This window comes from Adhaeribacter aerolatus, from assembly GCF_007991635.1.
GTDB lineage: Bacteria > Bacteroidota > Bacteroidia > Cytophagales > Hymenobacteraceae > Adhaeribacter > Adhaeribacter aerolatus.
Genome location: NZ_BJYS01000015.1, coordinates 47406 through 72367, shown reverse-complemented (window position 1 = coordinate 72367; position 24962 = coordinate 47406). Strand labels below are relative to the sequence as shown.

At 44.7% G+C, this 24962-nt stretch carries 10 protein-coding genes; 5 read left to right on the top strand and 5 right to left on the bottom strand.

Going from position 1 to position 24962, the window contains the following annotated elements:
- Positions 1-6 precede the first annotated feature (6 nt).
- The 5 genes from AAE02nite_RS10965 (at position 7) to AAE02nite_RS10945 (ending at position 14163) form a co-directional block, all read left to right on the top strand.
- Positions 7-1524, top strand: a complete 1518-nt coding sequence (locus AAE02nite_RS10965) for a RagB/SusD family nutrient uptake outer membrane protein (RefSeq protein ID WP_146897779.1) — start codon at positions 7-9, stop codon at positions 1522-1524.
- A gap of 879 nt (positions 1525-2403) precedes the next feature.
- Positions 2404-6498, top strand: a complete 4095-nt coding sequence (locus tag AAE02nite_RS10960) for a T9SS type A sorting domain-containing protein (protein ID WP_170252578.1) — start codon at positions 2404-2406, stop codon at positions 6496-6498.
- A gap of 300 nt (positions 6499-6798) precedes the next feature.
- Positions 6799-9006 carry a PAS domain S-box protein gene (locus AAE02nite_RS10955; protein WP_146897777.1) on the top strand — a complete coding sequence of 736 codons (2208 nt, stop codon included), beginning with the start codon at positions 6799-6801 and terminating at the stop codon, positions 9004-9006.
- Positions 8981-9406: a response regulator gene (locus tag AAE02nite_RS10950; protein ID WP_170252577.1), complete on the top strand. Its 426-nt coding sequence runs from the start codon at positions 8981-8983 to the stop codon at positions 9404-9406. Before AAE02nite_RS10955 ends, AAE02nite_RS10950 begins: the two co-directional genes overlap by 26 nt.
- A gap of 683 nt (positions 9407-10089) precedes the next feature.
- Positions 10090-14163 (top strand): two-component regulator propeller domain-containing protein, encoded by a 4074-nt coding sequence (locus tag AAE02nite_RS10945; protein WP_146897775.1) that lies wholly within the window; start codon positions 10090-10092, stop codon positions 14161-14163.
- A gap of 510 nt (positions 14164-14673) precedes the next feature.
- On the opposite strand, the gene AAE02nite_RS10940 is transcribed toward AAE02nite_RS10945, so the two are convergent.
- The 5 genes from AAE02nite_RS10940 to AAE02nite_RS10920 all read right to left on the bottom strand — a co-directional run bounded on the left by AAE02nite_RS10940 (position 14674) and on the right by AAE02nite_RS10920 (position 24359).
- Positions 14674-15828, bottom strand: a complete 1155-nt coding sequence (locus tag AAE02nite_RS10940) for a glycoside hydrolase family 88/105 protein (protein WP_218033473.1) — start codon at positions 15826-15828, stop codon at positions 14674-14676.
- A 230-nt stretch (positions 15829-16058) separates the two neighbouring features.
- Entirely contained in the window at positions 16059-18293 is a 2235-nt protein-coding gene (locus tag AAE02nite_RS10935; protein WP_246150962.1) for a glycoside hydrolase family 43 protein, read from the bottom strand.
- A 78-nt stretch (positions 18294-18371) separates the two neighbouring features.
- A complete protein-coding gene (locus tag AAE02nite_RS10930) occupies positions 18372-19637 on the bottom strand; it encodes a DUF2264 domain-containing protein (RefSeq protein ID WP_146897772.1) in 1266 nt (421 codons plus the stop codon).
- A gap of 114 nt (positions 19638-19751) precedes the next feature.
- On the bottom strand, positions 19752-21377 hold the full coding sequence (locus AAE02nite_RS10925) for a RagB/SusD family nutrient uptake outer membrane protein (RefSeq protein WP_146897771.1): 1626 nt from the start codon (positions 21375-21377) through the stop codon (positions 19752-19754).
- A gap of 24 nt (positions 21378-21401) precedes the next feature.
- Positions 21402-24359, bottom strand: coding sequence for a SusC/RagA family TonB-linked outer membrane protein (locus AAE02nite_RS10920; RefSeq protein ID WP_146897770.1), 2958 nt, complete (start codon positions 24357-24359; stop codon positions 21402-21404).
- Positions 24360-24962 lie beyond the last annotated feature (603 nt).

Sequence of the window (24962 nt, the reverse complement as noted above, 5' to 3'; positions counted from 1 at the left end):
ATTAAAATGAAACATTTAGTAAATAAAATTCTGGTTCTTACCCTATCGGGCCTGCTCCTGAGTTGTGTGGATCTGGAAGAAAAGCCGGTTGGTATTCTGGCTCCCGAAAGTATGTTTAGGTCTCCCAAAGATGTAGAAACCGCCATTTTTGGCGCTTATGGCTGGATTGCTACCGAACGGCTTTACGGCCGGCAGTTTGTATCGGCCTTGTTACTGCGCGGCGACATGGCCGATATTGGCGACCGCGGTACACCGGCCGAAAGGCAGCAGGTGAACGATTTTAACATGGATGATAACAACAACATGGTAAATCAGTTCTGGCCGGTTTGGTACCAGGTTATCAGTGCTTCCAACGCTGCTATTGCGGGAGGCGAATCTTTAAAATTGACAGAGAATGAAATAAATCCCTTAATCGCCGAGGCGCGGTTTGTGCGGGCTTTCAGCTATTTTCACCTGGTGCAGGTTTTCGGCGATATTCCTTACATCGATTATTTTATTACCGACCCCGGCACCGTAAAAGATATTAGCAAAACCCCGCAGGCCGAAATATACCAGAAGATAATTGCCGACCTGGAATTTGCGAAACAATGGTTACCCGACCAGCAACCCAAGGGCGTGAGAAGCCGGCCTTCTAAAGGAACAGCAGCCTCTTACCTGGCCTCGGTGCACCTGACTTTGCAAGATTACCCGAAGGCTTATGCCGAAGCCAAGTATGTAATTGATAATAAAACCAAGTTCGGCTATGGCTTGGTGCCTGATTTCCAGGACTTGTTCCGGGCGCCGCAACCCGGAAATCTGCAGGAGCATATTTTTGCTATCGATTTTCTGGGGTTAGTAAGTGGCGATGGCGGGGCCAATGATGATATTATGCCGCCCATGACCGGCATACGGGGGGCAGATGCCCCTAAAAGCGGTTGGAGTGTGGCCGTGCCCTCGATGGCGGTTTACAATACCTGGGATTCCCGGGATTACCGGAAAGAAGTAAGTATAGATGATAGTGCTAGGATTGGTGGTGTTTTACAGCCATATACAGTCTTCGCGAATACTAAACGGCCGCATATTGCTAAATATGCTAGGTTTACGGGAAGATCAAACTCCGAAGGCCGTTACTCTGACCAAAACTACGCCGCCATGCGATACGCTGAGGTACTGTTGATAGCGGCGGAGGCCGCCGGCGAGGTGAACGGCGCCACTGCCGAAGCTATCGGGTATGTAAATGAGGTGCGGGCGCGGGCCAGGAACTGGGCCGGCCGGCAAACCAACTTTCCAGCCAATGTGGCACCCGGTATGAGCAAAGCAGATTTTATTAACCTGGTGCTGGAAGAAAGACGCCTGGAATTGGCCTTTGAATACAAGCGCTGGTACGATATTAAGCGGCGAAAACTGGGCGAACAAGTTTTCAAAGGACCTAATTCTCTGGAGCCGCATCCGAACTTCGATCCGAACCGCGATTACCTGATGCCCATACCGCGGAACGAATTACAAATAAATCCAAACCTGAATCCGCAGAATCCGGGTTATTAACAGGCTATTACTAGAATTAAGTTAAAAAAGAAAAGTCCGGACATTTGCCCGGACTTTTCTTTTTTAACTTAGAAGTTGTTTCTTACTTTCGTTTCGGCAGGAATCTAAAAATATTGGTGGTGTTATCACCGCCTATTCAAAACTTCTGCCGGACTACTTGCTGGCACCTCCACACCAAGTGCAACGGTTTTTCCAGTATTAAATATCCTGAAAATATTTTTACATCAAAGTTTATTTTCAAGCACTGTGTTTGAGTTCTTCTGGAATGAAGCCTTTCGTTATTGTTACATTGTTGTTTAACACTTTATATTACTTGTGATTTTAAAATGTTATTAAAAATTAGTACTTAATTTATATTTATAAGAAATTATTTTATTATGTAATTTATAAATAATTTAATAAATTATTTAATAAAGAATTTAATGGATTTGATTTATGACTCTTGAGGTGTGAATCTGTAGTTGATATTTAGCTGGTTTCTCTAATTAAAAGAGCCAAGATGTTTACGGGAACTGTTTAAGTACATGATAAAGTATTCCTTCTGGCTTTAAATGTTCTCTTCTGATAGAAGTATTCCGTTTTATATAGCAATACTTCAAGAATAATGGCCCGTTTTACAAGTTCGTCGGGTAAACAGACACGTTCATCGAAAACTAGCTTTGGATTCCATATTTTTTGAATTATTTCGAAATGATTTAATGATGTCATATGGAAATAATTTTTACTATTCCGAGGTTTTTGAAAAAAGGAGTTATTAATCCAGCTCTATTTATTTCAATTTTATTAATCGTAATTTTAAGCCTGATATCACTGGCAAATGTATCTGCTCAGATCCCTGGCTTCATTATACAGAAAGCTTCTAATGGGGGCGATAAAGTTATGGACCCGAACTTAGATGGCTATGTTTCTAAAACAACCGGCGGGTTCATTACAAATGATGTAGGGATTAACTATAGTGAAATTCCTTATCGTTTATTTCCGCAGGTTGGAATAGAGCCCCATTCGGACTTGAAAACAGGCGGTTCTACCAACTTTACCGATTTAATGAAAGATCCCTGGTACGCTTATTTCGATGGTACCAACTTTATGTTTCGGGTGCGGGTAGGTAATAACTCTTCCGCTTCAAAAGGCTTTAGTGTGTTGATTGATTCGGATAACACTTTTGCCAGCACCGGCACCAATCCTGGTTTTGAGTACGAGGTATTATTAGCAACAAACTTTGATGTTAGAATAATTGACCTGAAGAGTAATGCCAATATTTACACCGCTTCGCATTTAACTAACTCCCAACGGTCGGTTGCGCTGTCTGTTACCAATGGTAATGCCGATTATTTTATTGATTTCTTTGTGCCCTTATCCGGGTTTAAAGGGGCTATAACGGCGGCTACTCCTTTAAGGCTTTCGGGTATTTCGGTAACCAGTGCTCAGAGCGGCATTACCGGTACTGCCGCCGATATTGGCGGGGCCGATGATTTAACATACCTGGATCGCAATCAGATTTGGAGTGCGGTGATTAATTCATTTACGCCAACCAGCATGAACGATATTCTTACCGGAGGCTTTAAACCGGCGCAATCTGAACCGCCCGTGGTAAGCGGACCAATCTCCGCAACTGACGGGGCCATTAATGGTACTTCCACGGAAGCAGCCGGTACGATTATTTCGGTTTATCAGAACAATATTGTGCTGGGTACCACTACCGTAACGGCAGCCGGAACCTGGTCATTTACCGTTGCTGCTGGTACCTTTACGACGAACGGCAATATTACAGCCAAAGCTAAAAACGGTACCGAAGGTTTATCGAATGTTTCGAACACAATAATTGTTTCGCAAGGGACTTGTTCTGCTCCGCCTCCTATGCCGGTTATTACTTCTATTCCATCTAATAGTAAAAGTATAACTGGTGGTTTTAACGGCGCTACCCTTAGCACCAGCTACTTTATTAATATTTACCGTTTAACCACCGCTGGTGCGGTTCTGGTTGGGAAAACCGTAACCTATGCCAACACAGTTACGAGTTGGAGTTTTACCAGTAGTGAGGCCGGCTTAGGCAATGGCAGTTTTACAGATGGTGAATATTATGCAGAAGCCGTTTACGCGAATAATACGCTTTGTGTATCCAGTCGTTCGGCTTCTGCTTGTACGGCCAATAACACCGGAACATTAGTTGCACCTACCTTTACTACCACTACTATCAACTCCGCTACCACCAGCATTACTATTGGTACTACAGCCGGCACTTATAATACGCTGTTCGCTAATGGTATTGAAATTGGGGAAGGATCTGCATCCGGCACTTCATTAACTTTTTCTAATCTTAAGCTTAAAGCTGGGCAGGTGCTGTATGTAAGGGTTAGTTTGGAAGGTAGTTGCGGTACTAATTCGGTTAACGTTACAGTGGCTAGAGTTGCCCCAACTATTATAGGCAGCTATTGTGCCATTACGGGCGGTTCAACCCTAACTTTTACCGGTACCAGTACCGAAATGGGCTCTACTATCCGATTATACAATAATACCGGTGGTGCCCAGTTAACCCCAACTACTACGGTAGGTGCTACCGGGGTATGGGTATTGACGGTAAATGGCATTACCCCGGGTACTTATTATGCCCGCGCAACGGCCGCTGACGGAACGGCCAGTAGCGTAAATTCTAATATTATAACAGTAACTTCCCAAACGGCTACTACCGGGTTAACCATTAATGCTCCCATAAACGAAAGTGCAGGTACCAATGGTACTATATCCGGCGCTGCGCCGGCCGGCGCTACCGTTAAGGCTTACATAGATGGGACTTTACTGGGTACAACTACTGCCCTGGCAAATGGTACCTGGTCTGTAACTGGTTTGTCATCGCTGGAACTTTACCTGGGCGGCTTGGTGTCGGCTACGGTTACGAGTGGTGGATTGTGCGAAAGCAGCCAGGTAAATGGTACGTTGGTGCAGTGTGCCACGCCGCCAGTTGCAGTTACAGCCTCTTTTAGTAGTGCAACCATATCAGTATGTAACGAAGGTATTGTAAACGCTACTATCTCTAACTCAGAAGCGAATGTAGCTTACCAGATGACGTTAAACGGTGTAGCAATCGGAAATGTAACAATAGGTAACGGCAGTACCATTACGGTTTCTTCCGGACCGTTAACGGCCGGCGGCACCCTGCGTATTATTGCCCGGAAAAATTTTGCTTCTTCTTGCCAAACAACTTTAAGTGCCAGCGCAACCGTATCAATCTTTTCGCCGGTACCTGCCAAACCAGTAATCTCGGCCGCGGCGAGCCAGGTTTGTTATGGTACCAGCACCACTATTACTGTATCTTTAGGACTGGTTGGTGGCGATACATACCAGTTAAAAAAAGATGGTGTTTTGGTAGGAGCAGAACAGCCTTATACATCTGGTACTTTAAGCTTTAACACCGGTGCCATCACGGCCGCTGCTTCTTTTGTGGTCGTTCATAAAAATACCGGTGGCTGTACGGCCACTTCCGATGCAATTACGGTAAGCCCGCAAAGCCCTTCGGCGGAGCAGCGGGTAACGGTAAACAAAAGCTCTGTTTGCTTAAGCGATCCGGTTACAATAAGTGTAGAAACCGAATATGGCGGTGCCACTACGTTTACTTACCAGGTATTTCAGTCTTTAAACGGCGGAACCGCCACCCAGGTAGGCGCCACCCTGACGGGTAATGGCTTGGTACAGAGCGTAACCACCCCGGCCCTGAATACAGCAGGAACTTATACTTATACCGTTAGAGTTACGGGTGGTGCCTGTTCTTTTAACCTGGTGCAAACCCAAGCGGTAACAGTTGGTCAGTCCTTAACGGTTGCCAGTGTAGGCGCGACTCAGACAGCCTGTTACGCAACTACCCTAACCGGAAACCAACCCACCGGCGGAATTGGTACCTGGACTTTGGAAAGCAAACCAACCAATGCTCCTAATCCTGTTTTCCTGGATGTAAATAAACCCAATACATTGGTAGCAGGGTTAACTTCCGGCGCTTACACTTTCCGCTGGACAATAACGCAAACCTGCGCAAATGGTACCACCACTTCCAGTTCGGCTTTGTTAACCGTTAATGCTAATTGTCCAACCGCTTACAATGTAAATTCTCCTTATTTTGTAAATGGTTACGCCAACCTGGATGTACTGGCCTTTGCATACGATACCGAAGGGTTTAAACCGAATACAACTAACTTTAGTCTGACCTCGGGTACACTGCCTCCCGGTGTTAGTTTAAATACCTCTACCGGCGAGATATATGTTTCGAACAGCGGAACCTTAGGTATTTACAAAGGCCCGGATTACAATTTTAACTTTACCATTACGGCTACCGATGCTCTGGATAACAGTACAAACAACATTCCCGTAACCCTGTCTTTTTATCCGGCAGCTTCCCAATCTTCTATGGAGAAGAATCCTTATGCTGCTTTGCCGGTAGAGTTGCTTTATTTTACCGCAAAGCGCGCAGATGGCCAGGTAAGTTTATTATGGGCTACCGCCACCGAAAAGGATAACAGCGGTTTTGAAATTGAAAAAAGCACCGATGGCCGAATATTTAAAAAGATAGGACAGGTTGCCGGTGCCGGTAACAGTATTCAGGAACAAAAATATGCCTTCCGGGACCGGGAAGTTACACGCAGCACTGTTTACTACCGCCTGAAGCAAGTTGATTTTGCCGGTAGCTTTACCTACAGCCCAGTGGTAGGGATAAATACCGCCGCTACAACTTATCAGCCGAAGTTACTGGCTTATCCAAACCCCACCAAAGGCAAAATTACCTTGTTACTCGAATCGGCGGCGGCGAAAAGTTATAACCTGGAAGTGCGGGATTTGGCCGGAAAACTGGTATTAACTGAAAAAGCAGTTATGAACGGCAACGATGGGGAGTTAATTTTAAACCTGCAAACTTTACCGGCCGGTACTTACCTGGTTACTGCCCGGTCGGAATCTGGTATAGCTGTAACCCGTATTATTAAAAATTAACAAAACCTTACCTCTCTGTTTAAGCCTGGCTTCTACACCAAAGAAGTCAGGCTTTTTAGTAGGTTTAATCTATAACAATATATATATAGATACGTATAAAAAAAATATTCCTTGCCATTTATATTTCCGTGGTAAATACTATTAGTCCATACGCTGAATGCTCTGATTGCTGACTGGGCGGCTTCTGCTGACCAGTCGGTGGCGGCTGGAAACACACCGCAATGGCAACCAGCACCTATCTGACTAATTTTATAAAAACCTTTTCTGTAGTTTAAAACAAGTTATCTCCCCCGAGATTTAATGCCAGCAATTATCAACCAGCCAGCCTTTTTAGATACTATTTCTCAATATAACATCGATACCATTGTTGTGTTAGATAGGAATGGGATTATCAAATACCGATCTGAAAAGATGCAGCCTTCTTTGGGCTGGCAATCTGCCGAGGTTATAGGGGAGGATATCCGGTCTTATATCCACGAGGAAGATATTGCGTTTTTTGAAATGGCGCTTGCTGCTGCTTATTCCCGGGGAACTACCGAAACTTTTACCTACCGGGTAAGAGCCTGTAACGGGCAATGGCGTTGGCTTACGAGCGAGCTAATAAATCTACTAACCCTTCAGGCGGTGCAGGGCTTTATTCTCCGGTCGAGGGATGTTACGGAAAATGTAGAAGCCGCTGCCAAAATAAAAGAAAAAGAGGCTTATTACGAATCTTTGTTTCACAACAACCCGGACTCAGTTTCCTTACTAAATAGCGAAGGCATTATTGAAGATGCCAACGAAAGTACCTGCCAGATTTTCGGTTATACCAAAGCAGAAATTATAAACCGGCATTTTGCGAGTTTTATTTTACCGGAGTCGGTTGTGGCAGCTACCCAAGCCTTTGAAAAAGCCTGGGCCGGTATACCCAGTTGGATACGCGGAAAAGCTAAGCACAAAAACGGGACCCAACTTGAGTTAAGCTTAACCATTATTCCGATTATCCACCAGAGCAAGGTTATTAAGGTGCAGGAAATATCACAGGATATTACCCAGATAATTCGGGCACACAAACTTATAAAAGACCAGGCAGAAGCCCAAAGCAGCATCTTTGAAAGTGTAAACGAAGGGTTTCTTACCCTTGATAAGAACTACTACATTACTTATATAAACCAGGTTTGCGCCGCATTTTTAACGCAGCGCAAAGAAGCAGTTTTAAATAAACCTTTATTTCGTATCTATCCCAATCTGGTTTCTTCTTTATTCTTTCGTAAATGTAAGGAGGTAGAACAAACCGGTAAGCCTGTTCATTTCCAGGAATATTTTCCGTTAACCAAAGTTACGCTCGATTTTGATATCTACCCGACCAAGAAAGGATTTGCTGTTCATTTTTTAGACGTATCCGAAAAAATCGCCCAACAGGAAAATTTTGAAAAATTGTTTTTCGTCGCCAGCAAGGTATCTAATGGCGTTCTGATCTTGCAGGCCGATTTTGCTATTGAGTGGGCGAATGAAAGCTTTTTAAAAGTTCTGGATATTTCGTTACCGGAAGTCAAAGGCAAACGGGTTAGCGAAATATTAGGGGAGAATAATGTAAATCTTGCTACTATTTTTGAAATAGGTCAGAAGATGCAAAGTGGCATTGCCTTTTCGGAAGATATCTCTTTTACGAAAAAGAATGAGCAGCAAATCTGGCTGCACGTAGATATTACGCCGGCAGTAGATGAGTCCGGAAAAATAAAAGGGTATTTCTTAATCTTATCGGATGTATCGGAATTAAAAGAAGCAGAATTGTCCTTGCAGCGCCAGGCCCGGGATTTATTTATTAAAAACCAGGATTTTCAGCAGTTTACCTATATTATTTCGCATAACTTGCGGGCACCAGTAGCCAATGCCCTGGGCTACACCGATCTTTTAACCAAAGTAGATAAAAACGAGCCGGTTTACGATGAGCTAGTGGATAAACTCCGGACTTCTGTAACGCGGCTGGACGAGGTAATTAAAGACATTAATACCATTTTAACCTTCCGCGACAGAGATAAACCAGCGGAAAAGCAGTTAGTTTCGGTGGCAGGAGTATACCTGCAGGCACGCGAGAGCCTGCAGGAGGCACTAACCGAATGTGGCGCTCTTGTAGTGGAAGAGCTGGACGAGAATTGTATGCTGTATGCGAATAAAGGTTACCTATACAGCATTATTTATAATTTAATTAGTAATGCCATCAGTTACCGGGCTATAAGTCGGCAGTTGCACCTGCTTATTAAGGTTATTAAAACCCGGAACGGAGAGATAGTTCTCCGGATAAGTGATAATGGTTCTGGTATGGATTTAGATAAGGTAAAAGGACAATTATTTAAATTATATAAACGATTTAATACCAAAGTGGAAGGTAAAGGGATGGGGTTATTTTTAGTAAAATACCAGGTAGAAGCGTTGAACGGTACCATTGTGGTAGAAAGCCAGGTGGATGAAGGAACAATATTTACCATTACTTTTAGAGCAGATGATTCCCAGAGCATATCTAATTGACGATGATGAAATGAGTTGTTATTTGTCAAGGTTTATGCTGAAAATGCAAAAAGCTGTAGATGAAGTGATAACTTTTTATGAAGCCAAAGAAGCTTTGGTAGCAATACAAGCGGGGTTAGAACAAAATGATTTGCCCAGCCTGATACTGCTGGACCTGAATATGCCCTTAATGGATGGCTGGGAGTTTTTAGAAGCCTTAACCCCTTTAGAAGAAAAGTTAAAAGATAAAGTACAAATATTTATTCTTACCTCTTCTGTTGATCCGGCAGATGAAAAAAAGTCGCAGACCTATAGCCTGGTTTCCGGTTTTATACCAAAGCCCCTTTCTGCCGAATCGGTTAATTTAATGATGCAGCAACTAAATGTTAATCCGGCGGATAGCGACACGACCAAGGTATGAAAATGCTTTGTACCTCTGTAAATATCCACTAAATGCTTTTGCAAACATTTACTTATCAGCAGAACCGCCGTCTTGGCTTGTCCAACACAGGTGCTTATACCAATCTATTATTGTAGGTTTTTAACCCTGGTATCCTCACATACTAGGGTTAAAAAGCCTCCGGGGTTTCCCGATAGCTTAGTTTTTAAGGCTAATTAAGCCTTGCCAGCAGCAGTAAATCTTCGCCTTAGTTTCCCATATTTTCCACGCTCTTAAACTATTACATTTCAGCTAAGCAAGTGGTCTAGATCTGTCGAGCTATTAGGATTTATTAAACACTACTTACTTCTTACTTTACCTAAATACTAAATGCTTTGTAGAACAGTTTATTAAATGTTGGATATTTAGTAAGAAATTGCGCAAAATTTATTTACCTACGCACTGGTTGTCGTTGCAATGTGTTTTCACCTGCAACTAGCTGGGCAGAAAACCCCGTGATAGCCAGGGAAACATTATTTAGGGTATGCCTAGGTCTAACGTAAGATAGTTCCGGTTCGCCAGAGAGTCCCGGAACTTTCAGAAGTATAAGCCTGTCTACATTTTTATAGCTTGGGTGCTGGAGGAAATTATTGGGGTAGGTACTGCTAACTGGCCAATTAGTAGTCGAAGAAGGTAGCTGCCTTCTTTGGTGAGAAGTTTTTTGTATGAAGTTTTATTTTTCTTTTCTATTTTTTCTCTTTCCGGTTTTAAGGGCTTTCTCCCAACCCGCTGTTTACCTGGGTATCGAAAAAGGTTTATCTAACAATACCGTAAATACCATTTATAAAGATAAATACGGGTTTATGTGGCTTGGTACCGATGATGGGCTAAACCGCTATGATGGCTATGAGTTTAAAATATTCCGGAACCAGATAAATAATACAACCTCGCTGATTAATAATCAGATAAGTAAAATTATTGAAGATAAGGCGGGTAAGCTCTTTATTGGTACCCGCAATGGCCTAAGTCTTTTTAATAATTATGCCTTTAATTTCTCGCCTGCTTACTTTATTCCGGCGGGTTCCGGAGAGAAAAAGATTATCAGAAATAATATCCGCGATTTAGAAAAAGATTCTGGAGGGAAATTATTTGCGGGAGCAGCAGAAATAGGTTTGCTGGTGTTCGATGATGCGCGTCAAGTTTTCAGGCAGGTTGCCTATAATAGTTCTGGTAAGTTTAAACCTTACACCGTAGAAGCGCTTGGGAGTATGCATGACGGCCGGGTCTGGGTAATCTTGCAGAATACAGGGCTTGGCTTTTACGATAGCACCCGTAATGCCATAGAACTGGTTAATGAAAGTATTAAACACGCTAATTGTATGGCGGTTGATGCCAGCCAAAACCTGTGGATTGGTACCGATAACGGCCTTTATAAATTTGATACCCGGAAAAGAACCTTTAAATCTTATGGCGAAGGAGCCGGATTGCTGTCCCAAAAAAGGGTAGTAGATCTTACCTTCGAAAATGCCACAAAGCTTTGGATTGCAACCGACGGCGGCGGCATTAATGTGCTGGATACGGAAGAAGACCAATTTATGTATCCTTACACTAACGTTGGTAAAAAAGACCTGACCAGTTATGCGATTACCTCTTTACTAAAAGACAAAGCCGGCCGCTGGTGGATTGGCACGCAAAGAGGCGGCGTCAATATTATAGATAAAGACAAAGATAAATTTAAAACCATTGCCCACGATCCGCTTAATCCAAACAGCCCTATAGATAACTTTACCTTGTCTTTCTGTGAAGATTACGACGGTTCGGTCTGGATTGGCACCGATGGGGGAGGGCTATCTATCTGGAACCGGAATACCGGTACTTACCGGAACTTCCGACATAACCCTGCCGACTCTACCGCATTAAGCAATAATAATATTACCAGCATTGTCCGGGATGCTGAAAATAATATTTGGGTGGCCACGTACGGCGGCGGCGTGAATAAATATAACCGGGAGAGCGGAACCTTCACGCATTATAACTGCAGCCCGAATAATTATGTCTGGAAGTTGTACGAAGACTCGGAGCAGAACTTATGGGCCGGTACCTTAACCGGCGGTAATCTCTATCGCTTTAATCCGGCTACGCAGCAGTTCCAGCTATATGATCCAGCCATTAGCGAAGTTATTTCTATTCAGGAAGATCGGTCCGGCACCTTGTGGGTCGGTACCTTTGGCCATTTAATACAGGTAGATAAAGAAAACAAAAAGCACCGGTTTTTTAACCTGAAATACCCGGTGCGGGCCATTCACGAAGATACCCGCGGTAATTTCTGGATCGGCACCCAGGGCATGGGGCTTTTAAAGTTTAATAAACAGAACGGTAGTTTTAAAGCTTTCACTGAAACCCAAGGTTTAACAAATAATGCGGTGCATACTATTGAGGAAGACCAGCAGGGAAATTTATGGATAAGTACCTACAATGGCATTTCTAAATTTAATCCCCGCCGCCAGGAATTTAAAAATTTTTACGAAACGGATGGCCTGCAAAGTAACCAGTTTAATTACAATGCATCTCTGCGTTTAAATTCCGGCGAACTCCTATTTGGCGGCATTAAAGGGTTTAATATTTTTTATCCGGACAGCATTCGGGTTAATCATCGTTTCCCAAACCTGGTCCTTACCGGCTTACGCCTGTTCAACGCCCCGGTAACCTCAGCCGATAAAATTTCGGACCCGGAAAAAAGCCTTTATCATACGGCCGCTATTACCCTGCCTTACGATAAAGCTTATATTTCTTTTGATTACAGTGCTTTAGAATATTCTTCGCCGGGGAAGATAAATTATGCGTATTTTCTGGAAGGTTGGGACGAGGCGTGGAACCAGGTGGGTAACCTCCGGACCGCTAATTATTTGCACCTGCGGGAAGGAAATTATACTTTAAGAATAAAATCTACGAATACCGAAGGTGTCTGGAATAAAGAAGAACGGGTAATAAATATAACGGTGCTTCCGCCCTGGTACCGCTCCTGGTGGGCCTATAGTATGTATGCCGCCTGTGTGGGCGGGCTTTTCTACGCCTATAATATTTACCAGAAAAAGCAAACCCGGCTGCAATATCAAATTCAGATAGCCCATATTAAAGCGGAAAAAGAAAAAGAACTGCACGAACGGAAATTATCCTTTTTCACCAACGTTTCGCATGAGTTCCGGACGCCATTAACGCTCATTATTAATCCGCTTAAAGAATTGCTGAACCGGAGCACTGCTAAGAACGATACGCAAGAGTTAGCGGTTGTTTATCGCAATGCTCGTCGGCTCCTCAGCCTGGTAGATCAGCTCCTGCTTTTCCGTAAAGCCGACCAGCAGGAAAACTTCCTGAAAATAGCCCGGATAAATATTGCCCAGGTATGCGAAGAAACCTTTTTGTGTTTTATCCAACAGGCGAAAGCCAAAGAAATTACTTACGTACTGGCCGGGCACGAAGAGCCCATTCTGATACAAGCAGACCGACAGCGAATCGAAATTGTATTATTTAACCTGCTTTCCAACGCTTTTAAGTTTACCCCCCCTAAAGGCCAAATAACTTTAACCTTAGCCACCATCGGCGAAGAGGTAGAAATCAGCATAAAAGATAGTGGCTGCGGCATTCCGGCTACCGTTGGAGATAAATTATTTGACCATTTCTACCAGGCAAATAACCAGGCCGGAGGGGAGACCAGTGGTTTTGGTATTGGGCTTTACCTGGTAAAGAAATTTGTTCAAGACCATCAGGGCCAGGTTACTTATACCAGCCAGGAAAATATAGGTACGGAATTCCGCATTTGTTTACCTAAAAAAGCCAATATTCTTACTGAAACAACCATCCTGGAAACGGCCGGTCAACCTGCTACCTTTCTGCAGGAACTAATGGTAGAGGTAGCACCGGAAGAGGCTGTACTGACGCAAGAGAATCATCCGGAACCCGATTCTGCGTTAACCCAGGTGGTAAGCGAGAAAACAACCATGCTGCTGGTTGAAGATAATGATGAAATACGGGCGTATATTAAACAGATCTTTGAACCGGCTTATACCATACACGAAGCTGATAATGGCGAAACCGGCTACGAACAGGCAGTAAAATATTGCCCCGATATTATCATTAGCGATGTAATGATGCAAGGCCTGAGTGGTTTGGAGTTGTGCCACAAAATTAAAAAGAATGCCTCTTTAAGCCATATTCCGGTAATATTACTGACCGCCAGTTCTTCGGCCGAAATAAAATTACAGGGCATTGAAGGCGGCGCTGATGATTATATTACCAAACCTTTCGAAAAGGAAATATTGGTAGCGCGGGTACAAAATATTCTGCAAAGCCGGAATAACCTGCAACGTTACTTCTACAACGAAATAACCTTAAAGCCCAATAACCTTAAAATATCCGAAGAATATTCTAATTTCCTGGCCGCCTGTATTGCCGTCATCGAAAGCAACCTTGATAATCCAGATTTTAATATTCAGGTGTTTGCCCGCATTATGGGTATGAGCCATTCTAACCTTTATAAAAAAGTAAAGGCTGTTTCGGGGCGTTCGGTTAATGATTTTATCCGGTTTATCCGGTTACGCCACGTAGCTAAATTATTAATAGATACCGATTGTAACGTAAATGAGGCTGCTTCTCAGGTGGGCTTTAACGATAGAAAGCATTTCCGGGAGCAGTTTAATAAGCTTTTTGGGATGAACCCTTCGGATTATATTAAGAAGTTCCGCCAGCCATTTCATAAGCACTTATCGCTGAACGAAAAAATAATAAAAGCCGAGGTTTAAAAAATCGCTTTACGCTGCCGTTAATGGGAGGAGTATTTATACCACCTCTGCTAAATGGTTTTGCATAAATCTATTTTTTTATCTGTTTATCTTTTGAAAGATTCTATCTTTCAATGTTCAGGTGCTAACTCACTTTACACACCTAAGAAGCCTCTGGGCCGGCGGGCCTCGTTTGGTCACTCGGGCTGCTCATCTTTCCTTTGCTCGTACCTCGCAATGCTGCGCACCGGAAACCCAGAAGAGCATCTTCCAAAAGGCCCTCGCTGTCCAAACTGCCGTCAGTTGCCTGTCGCTACTGTCTTCTTAGCTCAATCATTATTTGAAATTTAATAATTAAGCCTCCTCTTCATGGCTAATCGGCAACGTTCTGGTTCGGCCGAACTCCTTCCCTAGTTTAGGGAAGGTGCCCGGAGGGCGGAAGGGTTAAGCCTATCCAGGAGAAAAATCTGCTGCACCGGCGAAAGGTAAAGGCAAAAAAGAGGCTTAACCATTTACGGCTAAACTTTACCCTTAATCCACCAAACGGTACATTTCACAGGCCGCCAGCAGAAACGCCCCTACGCCAAAGCCTGTTGTAGAATTTGTATCTACTACCTGGCCAGGGATAGCCCGCTCGCCGATAGGCTGTACGTAACCCACTTTCCCGCTGGGCTGCAAAGCCACCGTGGTTAAATAATGATAGCCTTTGGCCGCTACCGGCAGGTAGGTTTGTTTATCCAGCAGGCCATTGTTTATGCCCCAGAGCATGCCATAGGTAAAGAAAGCCGTGCCGCTGGTTTCGGGGCCGGGCGCATGGGCCGGGTCCAGAATGCTCCGAGTCCAGTAGCCTTCGGGTTGCTGCGATTTGGCAATGGCTTGGGCCATATCCCGGAACCGTTGTTCATATTTTGTCCGATGCGGGTCGTTTTTGGGTACATCCTGCAATATTTTGGCTAAGCCGGCAAACACCCAGCCATCGCCGCGGGCCCAGAAATCTTTTTTTCTGTTGGCACTTTTATGTTTCGGGTACACGTATTTGGCATCACGGTAATAAAGTTGTTCCTCCGGGTCGTACATGATGGAATCGGCGTAGCTCAGGTAGTCGTGCAGTTTTTCCAAGTATAATTTATTCCCGGTTACTTGGTAGAGCTTGGTCATTACCGGCATAACCATGTACAAGCCGTCGGCCCACCACCAGTAATCATTTTTAGGCGTGCTTATCTGATATTCCATTACCTCCAGGGCGCGGGCAATTTTTTTCGGGTCTTTTCCTTTATCCAGTTGGTACAGGTCTATGTAAGTCTGAAAGCAAATTTGCCAATCGCCAAACAACACGTAATCGTCTTTCTCACCGTAAGAATATTTCCACTCGCTCTTGTCCGTAGATTTGGCACCCATCCATTGGTTTTTCTCGGCCCAGGCTTCGGAATATTTCCGGTAACCTTCGTTTTTGGTAAGCTTGTAAGCTTCCATATTACCGGTATGGTAAGCAGCCACATCCCAGAAAGCCCAGCCGTGGTTCGGGTTAGTCTGCTGCCAATACTGGTTCACCTGGTTTATAACCTTGGCTACCTCTTCTTCAGATTTAGGTAGAAGTAGATTTTGTTTTCTCGTTATCGAGGAGGTCGCGCAGGAACTGAGTAACCCTATTAAAAGTGTAAAGTAAATAAATGTTTTTGACTGCATACGTGGATATAAAACTACGGACTTCGATTTTATTTCTTTTGAGATAATACTCCTCATATTAAGCGCTTTACTGCATTAAAAGATAGGTTTCTGCTTTGCGTTCGCCTGCTACCTGCCCTGCTCGGGCTAAAAGATGCTTTCCAGAAATTTAATTTTAGCAATGGTCGATATTTGCAGTTGTGGAACATGTATTATCGGTTAATTTTCTTCGAAATAAAATCCTTTATAAATTACTTCAGGCGGATCGCCTTTATGCCTTCGTGGGTGGGCTTTACTTGTTTTATACTGCCATCGGGGTTAAACTCCAGTTTATCAATGCAAACCTCGCGGTTGTAACCGGCGGCCCCGCCCATGCTAATTCCTTTGGGGTAGTTAAAGCGGTGGTAAACCAGGTACCACTCATCTTTACCCGGAATTTGCAGTACCGCGTTATGGCCGGTGGCATAAATGCCCGCTTCCGGATTTTTGGCAATGACCAGGTTGTTGGCGGGTATTTTTATTTTGCCCAGCGGGGAATCGGCCGTGCCGTAACGGACCCGGTAATTTTCGCTCCGGGTATCGTCTTCGGACCACATAATGTAATAAGTGCCATTGCGGTAAAAAACAGTGGCTCCTTCCCGGAAAGTAGCATCGGGCGTTAATATTTTGGTAGTGCCGGGTTTTAAAGAAACCATGTCGTTATTCAGTTCAGCTCCGGCCATATAGCCGTTACCCCAATACAAATAGCTCTTGCCGGTTTTCGGGTCGGTGAATACGTCCGGGTCAATCTGCTGGCCGTTTTTAATACCTTCGGGAAATTTATCAATCAATGGTTTGCCGGAATCCACAAAAGGGCCGGTGGGGTTATCGGCCACGGCCACGCCAATTTTCTGGGCGGCGGTGAAGTAGTAAAAATATTTGTATTGGCCATTAATTTTCTTCTCGGTGATGCAGGGTGCCCAGGCATTTCGCTTGGCCCAGCTTACATCTTTTGGCAAATCCAAAATGATGCCTTCATCCTGCCAATCGACTAAATTATTCGAAGAAAAAGTTTTAAAATAGGTACCAGACCAACCCGTAAAACCATCGCTGGTGGGGTAGATATAAAACTTACCGGTTTTCTCGGCATATAGAACATCTGGGTCGGCATAATAACCTTCCAGCACCGGGTTGTGGGCCTCGCGGGCAACTGCCGTATAAGTTTGCGGAGCTTTGCCTTTTATGGTTACGGTATAAGTTACCGGTCCGGCGGTAAAATTCTGAGCCGATTGCGGGGTAATGGTAATGCCGGGAAAGGTGGTAAATTCCGGGTTAAAAGAATTTATATTGGTACCGGCTTTTACCGGCAGGCTAAGTTTTTTACCAACGGTGTCTAAGGCAATATTTATTTTCTTAAGTTCTTTCGCCCGGGCCGATTGCATCACATCATCGGTAGTTCCCCACTGGCTGACCAAGGCTTCGGCTTCCTGGGCGGTAATGGGCAGCACGGTGCCGTGCCGGGGATGAAAATTCATGGACACTTCCTGGTCAATAACCGAAAAATTCTGCAAGTCCTGGCTTTTGGTAAACTGGTACTTGCCTTTGGTGTACACATCGTACATCAAAATATAGCCCTCGCCGTTATTTAGTTTAAACACGCCCGAGCCTTCTACCGGGTCTTTGGTCTGCTGCAAATACTTATCTTGTAAGATATAGCCTTCGGTTAGCTTATCCGATACGGCCATTTTTATACCGGCACCTTCGCCTTCGGTTTTAAAGAACAAGTGGTATTTGCCATCTTTCAACACAATATCCCCATCAATACAGGCACCGTTGGTCGGGCTGAAAAAGAGTTGTTTGGGCGTAGTTTCTAAGGCAGTAAAGTCTTTGTTGGCATAGGCATAATATATTTTATCCGGATCGTTCCCGTGCTTCATGGAGAAGTAAATCATGTATTTTTTGGCTTGCGGATCGTAAATGGTTTGGGGCGCCCATACCCGGAGCAAGTTGTCCTGACCCGGAAATTGCTTTTGAATATTCACCACGCTGGAGGTCCAGTTAAGCAGGTCCGTTGATTTTAACAGCACCATGGCCCGGTTCGAGTTCCAGCCGTTGGCCGAAACCATATCGGTTACCACCATGTAAAAAGTTTTGCCATCGGCGCCGCGTAAAATATGCGGGTCGCGTACGCCCCCGGTAGAACTGATTTTGGCGGAGCTGATAACCGGCTTGTTATGGTTGAGCGCCTGGTAATTATAGCCATCGTTACTTAAAGCAAACCGGATAGCTTCTTCACTCTTGTTGTTACCGGTAAAGTAAGTAAATAAATAAGCGCTATATTTTTCATTTGCCTGTGCTGCCGCCGAATTATTACTCGATCGGCTGGTTAATTGCTGCCCGCAAGCGGAGAGGAGCAGGCCCAGGATTAGCATACAACGATATGGCGCAGGTACTTTTTTAAGAAAAGCAGGAGAGCTATTAAGCCAATTTGTAAAGCCGATTTTCATTATTTTAGATTCTAAATAAAGGTTTTGCCACTTATTAAATATTCAAAATTCTCTTTTAGCCGCTCCTGCTCGCTGTCACTACTTCAAATCCAATGCATGGTCGGCCGGAAAATCCTGCCCGGTCCAGGCCTTTACCGCGGTCCAGGGAGCTGCCGGTGCGGCCCAGAAGGGATCGCTTTCGGGTAAACCCAGCGGGAGAAAGATAGTAGCGCAAAGGTAAAGGCTGCCGGTGGTAATATAAAAATCGGCGGCATCGGGCTGGTGCCCGTATAGCCCAATATTCAACCAACCAGTTTTGGTGAAGGTGGTGGGCGCTTCCAAGGTTTTTTTAATAACGGCAGTTAAGGCTCCCCGGACCTGGGCCGGCTTCAGCGATTCCGGTAATTGCCGGCGGTTCGCCATATCGGCCAAGTGATGAAAAGCGCCGCCCCGGTAGGCAATAGACCGGCCAATTACCGGGAAAGAGCCATCGGTATTAATTAGCCTTTCCTGTATTTCGGCGTAGCGTTTACCTATTTTATCGAATTTAGGCACATAGCCTTTGTAGCGGTTATTCTTTTTATTTACCACTTCCAGAATAGTGGCCAGGTAAGGCTGAATAACATAGCTGTTATAATAATCCAGCGCGAAATTCATTCCATCGGCATACATGCCATCGCCCACGTACCAGTGTTCCGAGAACTCCCGGATACCGTATTCAATTCGCACCGCATCGTATTCTAATCCATAATTACAAAAAAAAGCCTCGATCATGCCCGTAAATAAAATCCAGTTGCTGTAAACCGGTACGGTACTGCGCGTAGCTTTAAAGGCCGTTACTACCTGCTCCTTTGTATTAGAATCCAGGTTTTCCCATAGCCAGGGGCATTTTATTAAACCTAGCGCCAGGAAAGATGCATCTACGAGTGGTTGCCCCCCGTTCCATTGCATATAGTCCTTCGCCGCTGGGTTTACCGCATTAGCTACCGCTTTTAAAGCCCATTGCCGGTACTGGTTCCGCAGGGCAACTTCTTCTTTAGAACCGCCTTCCAGGTTCAGCCACGGACCAATGCCGCTCATCACCCGGCCAAAAGCCTCCAGGTAAGCTACTTTTTCCCGCGAAGCTTTGTTATCAATTTTATTCGATAGGGCTACAGGCATTTTATCTTTTAGCTGGTCCTGGGACAGGTTAAATAAAACCGGTCGGGCTACTTTATCCATGTATTGTAGCCAGATTTGTCGCTCCTGGCCGGCGGCGGGCTTCTTTTTCTGGGCCAGTGCCGTATGCATCAGACTACCGGGCAACCAGCAAAGCAGGGCCAGTAACAGTATTTTTAAAGCTTTTGTTTTTTTGCGGAAAGGCATAAATATTAAATTTAGGGTAAAAATGGCATGGCGGCTGCTAAAGAAAAAAACAAGGCCTTTAAAGTTTTTTAAAGACCTTGTTTTGTAAGAAAGCAACTAACCTTGGAATAATGGTTATTTATAACCAGGGTTTTGCTCTAGTACAGCATCTTTATTTAAATCTATCTCGTTTTGCGGAATAGGCAGCAGCAAGTGCTTTTCGGCTAATCCGGTAATTCTCCGGTTGGCCGGTAATCCTGCCGGCTTTCCATTCAGCCGAGTTGCTCTATCTACCAAGGTTCCGGTACGCATCAGCGTCAGACGGCGGTTTTCCTCGCCAATTAACTCTCTTGCTCTTTCATCCAGTATAAAATTCAGGCTCATATCACCTGCAGTTACCAGCGGCGCGTTGGCTCTCCTTCTTAATGCATTAATAGATTCCGCGGCTTCAGCCAGTTTTCCTTGTTTAAATTGGGCTTCGGCTTGCAGCAAGTAGGTTTCGCCTAAGCGCATTAAAATAAAGTCTTTCCACATGCCATAACCAAATACATCCTGCGGATCGAAATGCCCCCACTTGGTAGTATAAGGATTAATAATGAATAAGGTATCCGGACCTTGGTAAGGTACTTTTGTTTTGTAAATAGAACTGTATTTAGAACCAGGGTCGTTGTACCAGAATTCGCGGCGGATATTATATTTGGAATTACGCATATCGCCTTCGTCGTACAAGCCATAGAGCACCCAGTCGTTCAGCCTGATTCTGGCAACTCCCCGGCCGCCCAGCGAATCGGCCGGCAGCATACCGGCTCTGTTATGATAAGAAGCAACCCAAACACGTCGCTGTTGCGGGTTATCGGTCATACCACCGGGTACATTTCTCGGGTTTTCGGCCTCCATCACCCAAATTGCTTCGGTATTACCCTGGCTGCGGCGTTGGTTACCGTAAATAAACATATCAGAAAAAGGGTCGCCGGGTTGATTAGATTTTACCCCGTAACGATTTTTAATTAAACTGAATTTTCCGCTGCTGATAATACTATTGGTTTGCGCTTCGGCCAAAGCGGGCTGATTAACCCGCAGATATACTTCTGCTAAAAGTTGCTGCGCCATGTATTTATTGGCCCGGGCTTGTTTGGCTGCTGGCAGTGCCGTAATATCCGGCAGGTGCTCGGCGGCAAATTTTAAATCATCAATAACCAATGTATTTACATCTGCTAACGGTGCCCGTACGAAATCGGTTTTAGGAGCGGTTAGCGGTTCGGTAACCAACGGCACCCCACCAAAAGCAGTTGCCAGTAAATTGTAAGCCAGGCCTCTGAAATAACGGGCTTCCGCACTTATCTGGTTTCTTTGGGCCTCGGTTATTCCGGTAATCTCAGGGCTTTCTACGTTTTTAATAATTACGTTAGCATTATTAATCATGGTATAAGACCAGTTCCAGGTATGGTCGGCGGCTCCATCCAGGGGTGTTAAGGTATTGTAGTCGTAGTAAGGATTTTCCATACCTTGGGGCTGCACCGGCCAAACAATATCGGTGCCTACCTGCCAGACTGCCGGCCAACCCTGCGCCCAGCTCACACTGTAAAACGTACTGTTGTGGTTATAAAGCCCAACCAAAGAGGCTTCCAAACCTGGTAAATCCTGTAACGTTGCCGGCGAGTAGGAACTTAATACTTCTTCATCCAGAAAAGATTCCTTACAGGCCGTTAAAGCCTGCAGGCCTATACAGGCACCAACTAATATTTTTATGTATTTCTTCATTTATTTCTAAAAATTAAATAATTATTAAAGGGTCAGGTTCACGCCAAACGAAACTGATTTGACCAGCGGGTAATTGTTTGTCCAGTCGCCGGAACCCCGGGAAGATTGGTTGCTTTCCGGATCCCATCCTACCCAGTCGGTGAAAGTATACAGGTTCCGGCCGGCGGTGTAGATGGTAAGGCCATTGATGCCGTATCTTTCCAGAAAAGCTTGTGGTACGGTATAACTTAAGCGAACATCTTTAATTCTGACATAGCTGTTATCACGGGCAAAGTTATAGCCATGCGGGTTGCGGTAGCTCAGCGATGGATATTCATTGCTTCTGTTCTCGGGGGTCCAGTAGCCAACCGCGGCCGGAATATTTCTTCTGCCGGCCTCATCGCCGTAGTATATATCCGGATTGCCTTTCAGGGAGCCTTGTGAAGTTTGCAGGAAAATGCTCAGGTGGAAGTTGCTGTAGTGGAACGTGTTGGTAAGGCCGCCGTACCACTTGGGCAGCGTAGAACCCAAGTACATCCGGTCATCGCCGGTAATCCGGCCATCATTATTAATATCTTCAAACTTCAGGTCACCGGGTTTGGCATTCATCGTAGCCGGAATGTCGTCACCTTCCTGCCATACGCCCAACCAGTTATAAGAATATACCGCTCCCAGCGATTTACCGATAAACCACCGGTTATTCACATCGTCCTGTTTATCGCCGTATAGGTCTACAATTTCGTTTTTGTTTCTTGAGAAGTTTAAGTCGGTTTCCCACCGGAATTTACCGGCCTCTACGTTAGCGCTGCTGATGGTAAACTCAACGCCTCTGTTCTTTACTTCGCCCAGATTGTAAAATACACTTGAGTAGCCCGTAATGTTTGGAATGTTCCGGCTGAGGAGTAAATCGTGCGTTCTGGAATTATAAACTTCCACCGCACCTCTGATGCGGTTATTCAGGAAACCATAATCCAAACCGAGGTTGGCCGACGTAGTGGTTTCCCAGTTCAAATCAGCATTGCCGAGTCTGCCGGCCAGCACCCCAATGGTACTGGTGCCGCCAAACGGAAAACGAACCGGATTGTATAGCGTAGCGGTCTGGTTAACGCCAATAGCCTGGTTACCCGACTGACCGTAGGAGAATCTTAGTTTAAGCTGGTTCACAAAGGTGGCTTGCTGCATAAAACTTTCGCTGGCAATATTCCAGCCCAAAGCCATAGACGGGAAAATGCCGTACTTATCGGTATTGGCGCCAAAAGCCGAAAAGCCATCTCGCCGGGCCGTTAAGGTTAATAAATATCGGCTATCATAAGAGTAGTTAACTCTTCCCATTTGGGAAAGCAGTGCGGTTCTGTCGCCGTAAGAAGAAGAAGTTCTGTTTTCAGCAGCGCCCAGGTTATAAAACGATAACTGGTCGTTGATAAAGGTATTGGCCTCGGCGCCGGAACGGAAGTACTCGGTGCCCTGAGCACTATAAAGGCCCGTAAAGGTTAGCGTGTGTTTGCCAAATTCTTTATTATAAGTCAGAATATTCTCCAGTACCCAGTTGTTGCTTTCGTTGTTATTTGCATAAGCCGCACCTACTAAATTGTTGGCCTGGCGTCCGGCGTAGCCGGCCTGACGGCCAATTTCATAGGTATAAGAAGCATTTAAACGGTATTTCAGGCCTTTGGCAAAGGCTGGTGTTAGCTCGGTATAGGCGGTGCCGGTTAAATATTTCCGCCGGTCAAGTCTGTCTCTGGTTAGGCCTAATAATGGGTTTTCAAATAATAGTTCCGGATTCATCGGAAAAATCTCGTAGTTGCCTGTCTGGTTATATACCCGTCCGTAAGGGCTCATAGCGGTGGCGTATAGTAAATTTACTCTTCCACCATCCGAATTATGGTCAGCAAAGTATAAAGAAGTACCCACTTTCAGGAAGTCGGTTAAGGTCGCATCTAAGTTGGAACGGATGCTGGCCCGCTGGAACTCGTAGCCTTTCACTACGCCATCCTGGTTCAGGAAACCACCCGTAACGTAATATTGAACCTTTTCCGTACCACCCGAGATGCTCACGTTGTGCTCGGTAATTCTGCCGGTTTGGGTTGCTTCTTTCAGCCAGTCGGTTGTAAGGCCGGCATTGTAGTTTTCTACTTCGTAGGTATTGGGCAGTACCTGCGTTTGGCGAAGTCCCTGGGCAATCATATAGTCTTTGTATTTCTGCACATAGGCTTCCGGCGACATAGGCTCTAGCTTATTGGCCAGACTTTCTACCCCGTAATAACCATTGTAGCTAATTCGGGGCTGCCCGGTCTTACCTCTTTTAGTTGTAATCAGGATTACGCCGTTCGAGCCCCTGGTTCCGTAGATGGCCACCGCCGAGGCATCTTTCAATATTTCAATAGATTCAATGTCATTTGGGTTAACGTCATTTATCTGACCAAAGAAAGGAGCACCATCTAACACGATAAAAGGTGAGGTGTTGGCACTTATCGAGTTTACACCGCGTATGCTCATCCCACCGGAGCTACCGGGCACCGATGAGCCCTGCGAAATATTCAATCCGGCCGTGGTTCCCTGTATGGCCTGCGTTAAGTCGGTAACCGGCAGATTAGATAGCCTTTCTTTTGGCACAGAGGCTACTGAACCCGTTATATCCGAGCGTTTCTGGGTACCGTAGCCAACTACCACTACTTCCTCCAGGGCCTTTGCATCCACGCCCATCTGCACGTTAATAGTAGTGCGGTTATTGATTGGAACTTCCTGGGTCTGATAGCCCATGAAGGAGAAAACTAAAGTTCCGTTGGCACTTGGCACATCAATTGAATAGCTGCCATCGGCTCCTGCTGCAGCCCCGGTAGAGGTACCTTTTAAAAGCACAGTTACGCCTGGCATACCACTGTTATTTTCGTCGGTAACCTTGCCTTGTACAGTAATGCCCTGCGCCCAAGCGCCGGTAATTGTTAAGAATAAAAGCGGAAGAACAAGAAAGTGTTTTAACTCCTTGAGTAAGTAATAATGCATAATTTGGGATTATTGTTTAAATTCTGGTTATTATCGGGTACGTTGGTGTTTATTAGTTTATATCTGGTTGCATAATCATAAATAGTGAGGTTTAATGGAATTGTGTTGCTGTAACATAATAAGCAGAGAGGTTACTCTCTTTTTAAAGTATTGTAAGATCAAAATTGCAACAACAGTACTAAAACCAAGGGGGGTAAACTCTGATTTAAGGGGGGGTAAACAGTTTTTCAGGTATTTCCCTGACGCGGAAAAGGGAGGTTGATAAAAGTAAACCTAGTATTTAAATTCTGATTATTGATAAGTATTTAAAAAGAGCGATTACATATTTAAAAATTTTAAACAAATCTTTGAATTTGGTGTAAATATGGTAATTTAAAAAATGTACACTAGCGTTTTTTGATTTCTTCACGGAGAAAGGCATGAATTACCTCGATAGATATTAGGACGGCCGTTCTTATTTGCTCTAGCAGAAATGGCTCTGTCTAATTAATATCATAAAATAAGGTAATACAGTCTCTTGAATCTGTTATGCAATTAAGGCTGGCTGTGGCACGCAAAGGCCTGGGGCATAGCTATGAATATCTGCTGCAATTATTTTTTTTG

Bases quoted from the DNA above. Each gene is read 5' to 3' on its own strand.
- AAE02nite_RS10960 (WP_170252578.1), top strand. From the start codon at position 2,404: ATGGACCCGAACTTAGATGGCTATGTTTCTAAAACAACCGGCGGGTTC.
- AAE02nite_RS10935 (WP_246150962.1), bottom strand. From the start codon at position 18,293: ATGAAAATCGGCTTTACAAATTGGCTTAATAGCTCTCCTGCTTTTCTT.
- AAE02nite_RS10920 (WP_146897770.1), bottom strand. From the start codon at position 24,359: ATGCATTATTACTTACTCAAGGAGTTAAAACACTTTCTTGTTCTTCCG.
- AAE02nite_RS10950 (WP_170252577.1), top strand. From the start codon at position 8,981: ATGATTCCCAGAGCATATCTAATTGACGATGATGAAATGAGTTGTTAT.
- AAE02nite_RS10940 (WP_218033473.1), bottom strand. From the start codon at position 15,828: ATGCAGTCAAAAACATTTATTTACTTTACACTTTTAATAGGGTTACTC.
- AAE02nite_RS10955 (WP_146897777.1), top strand. From the start codon at position 6,799: ATGCCAGCAATTATCAACCAGCCAGCCTTTTTAGATACTATTTCTCAA.
- AAE02nite_RS10925 (WP_146897771.1), bottom strand. From the start codon at position 21,377: ATGAAGAAATACATAAAAATATTAGTTGGTGCCTGTATAGGCCTGCAG.
- AAE02nite_RS10945 (WP_146897775.1), top strand. From the start codon at position 10,090: ATGAAGTTTTATTTTTCTTTTCTATTTTTTCTCTTTCCGGTTTTAAGG.
- AAE02nite_RS10930 (WP_146897772.1), bottom strand. From the start codon at position 19,637: ATGCCTTTCCGCAAAAAAACAAAAGCTTTAAAAATACTGTTACTGGCC.
- AAE02nite_RS10965 (WP_146897779.1), top strand. From the start codon at position 7: ATGAAACATTTAGTAAATAAAATTCTGGTTCTTACCCTATCGGGCCTG.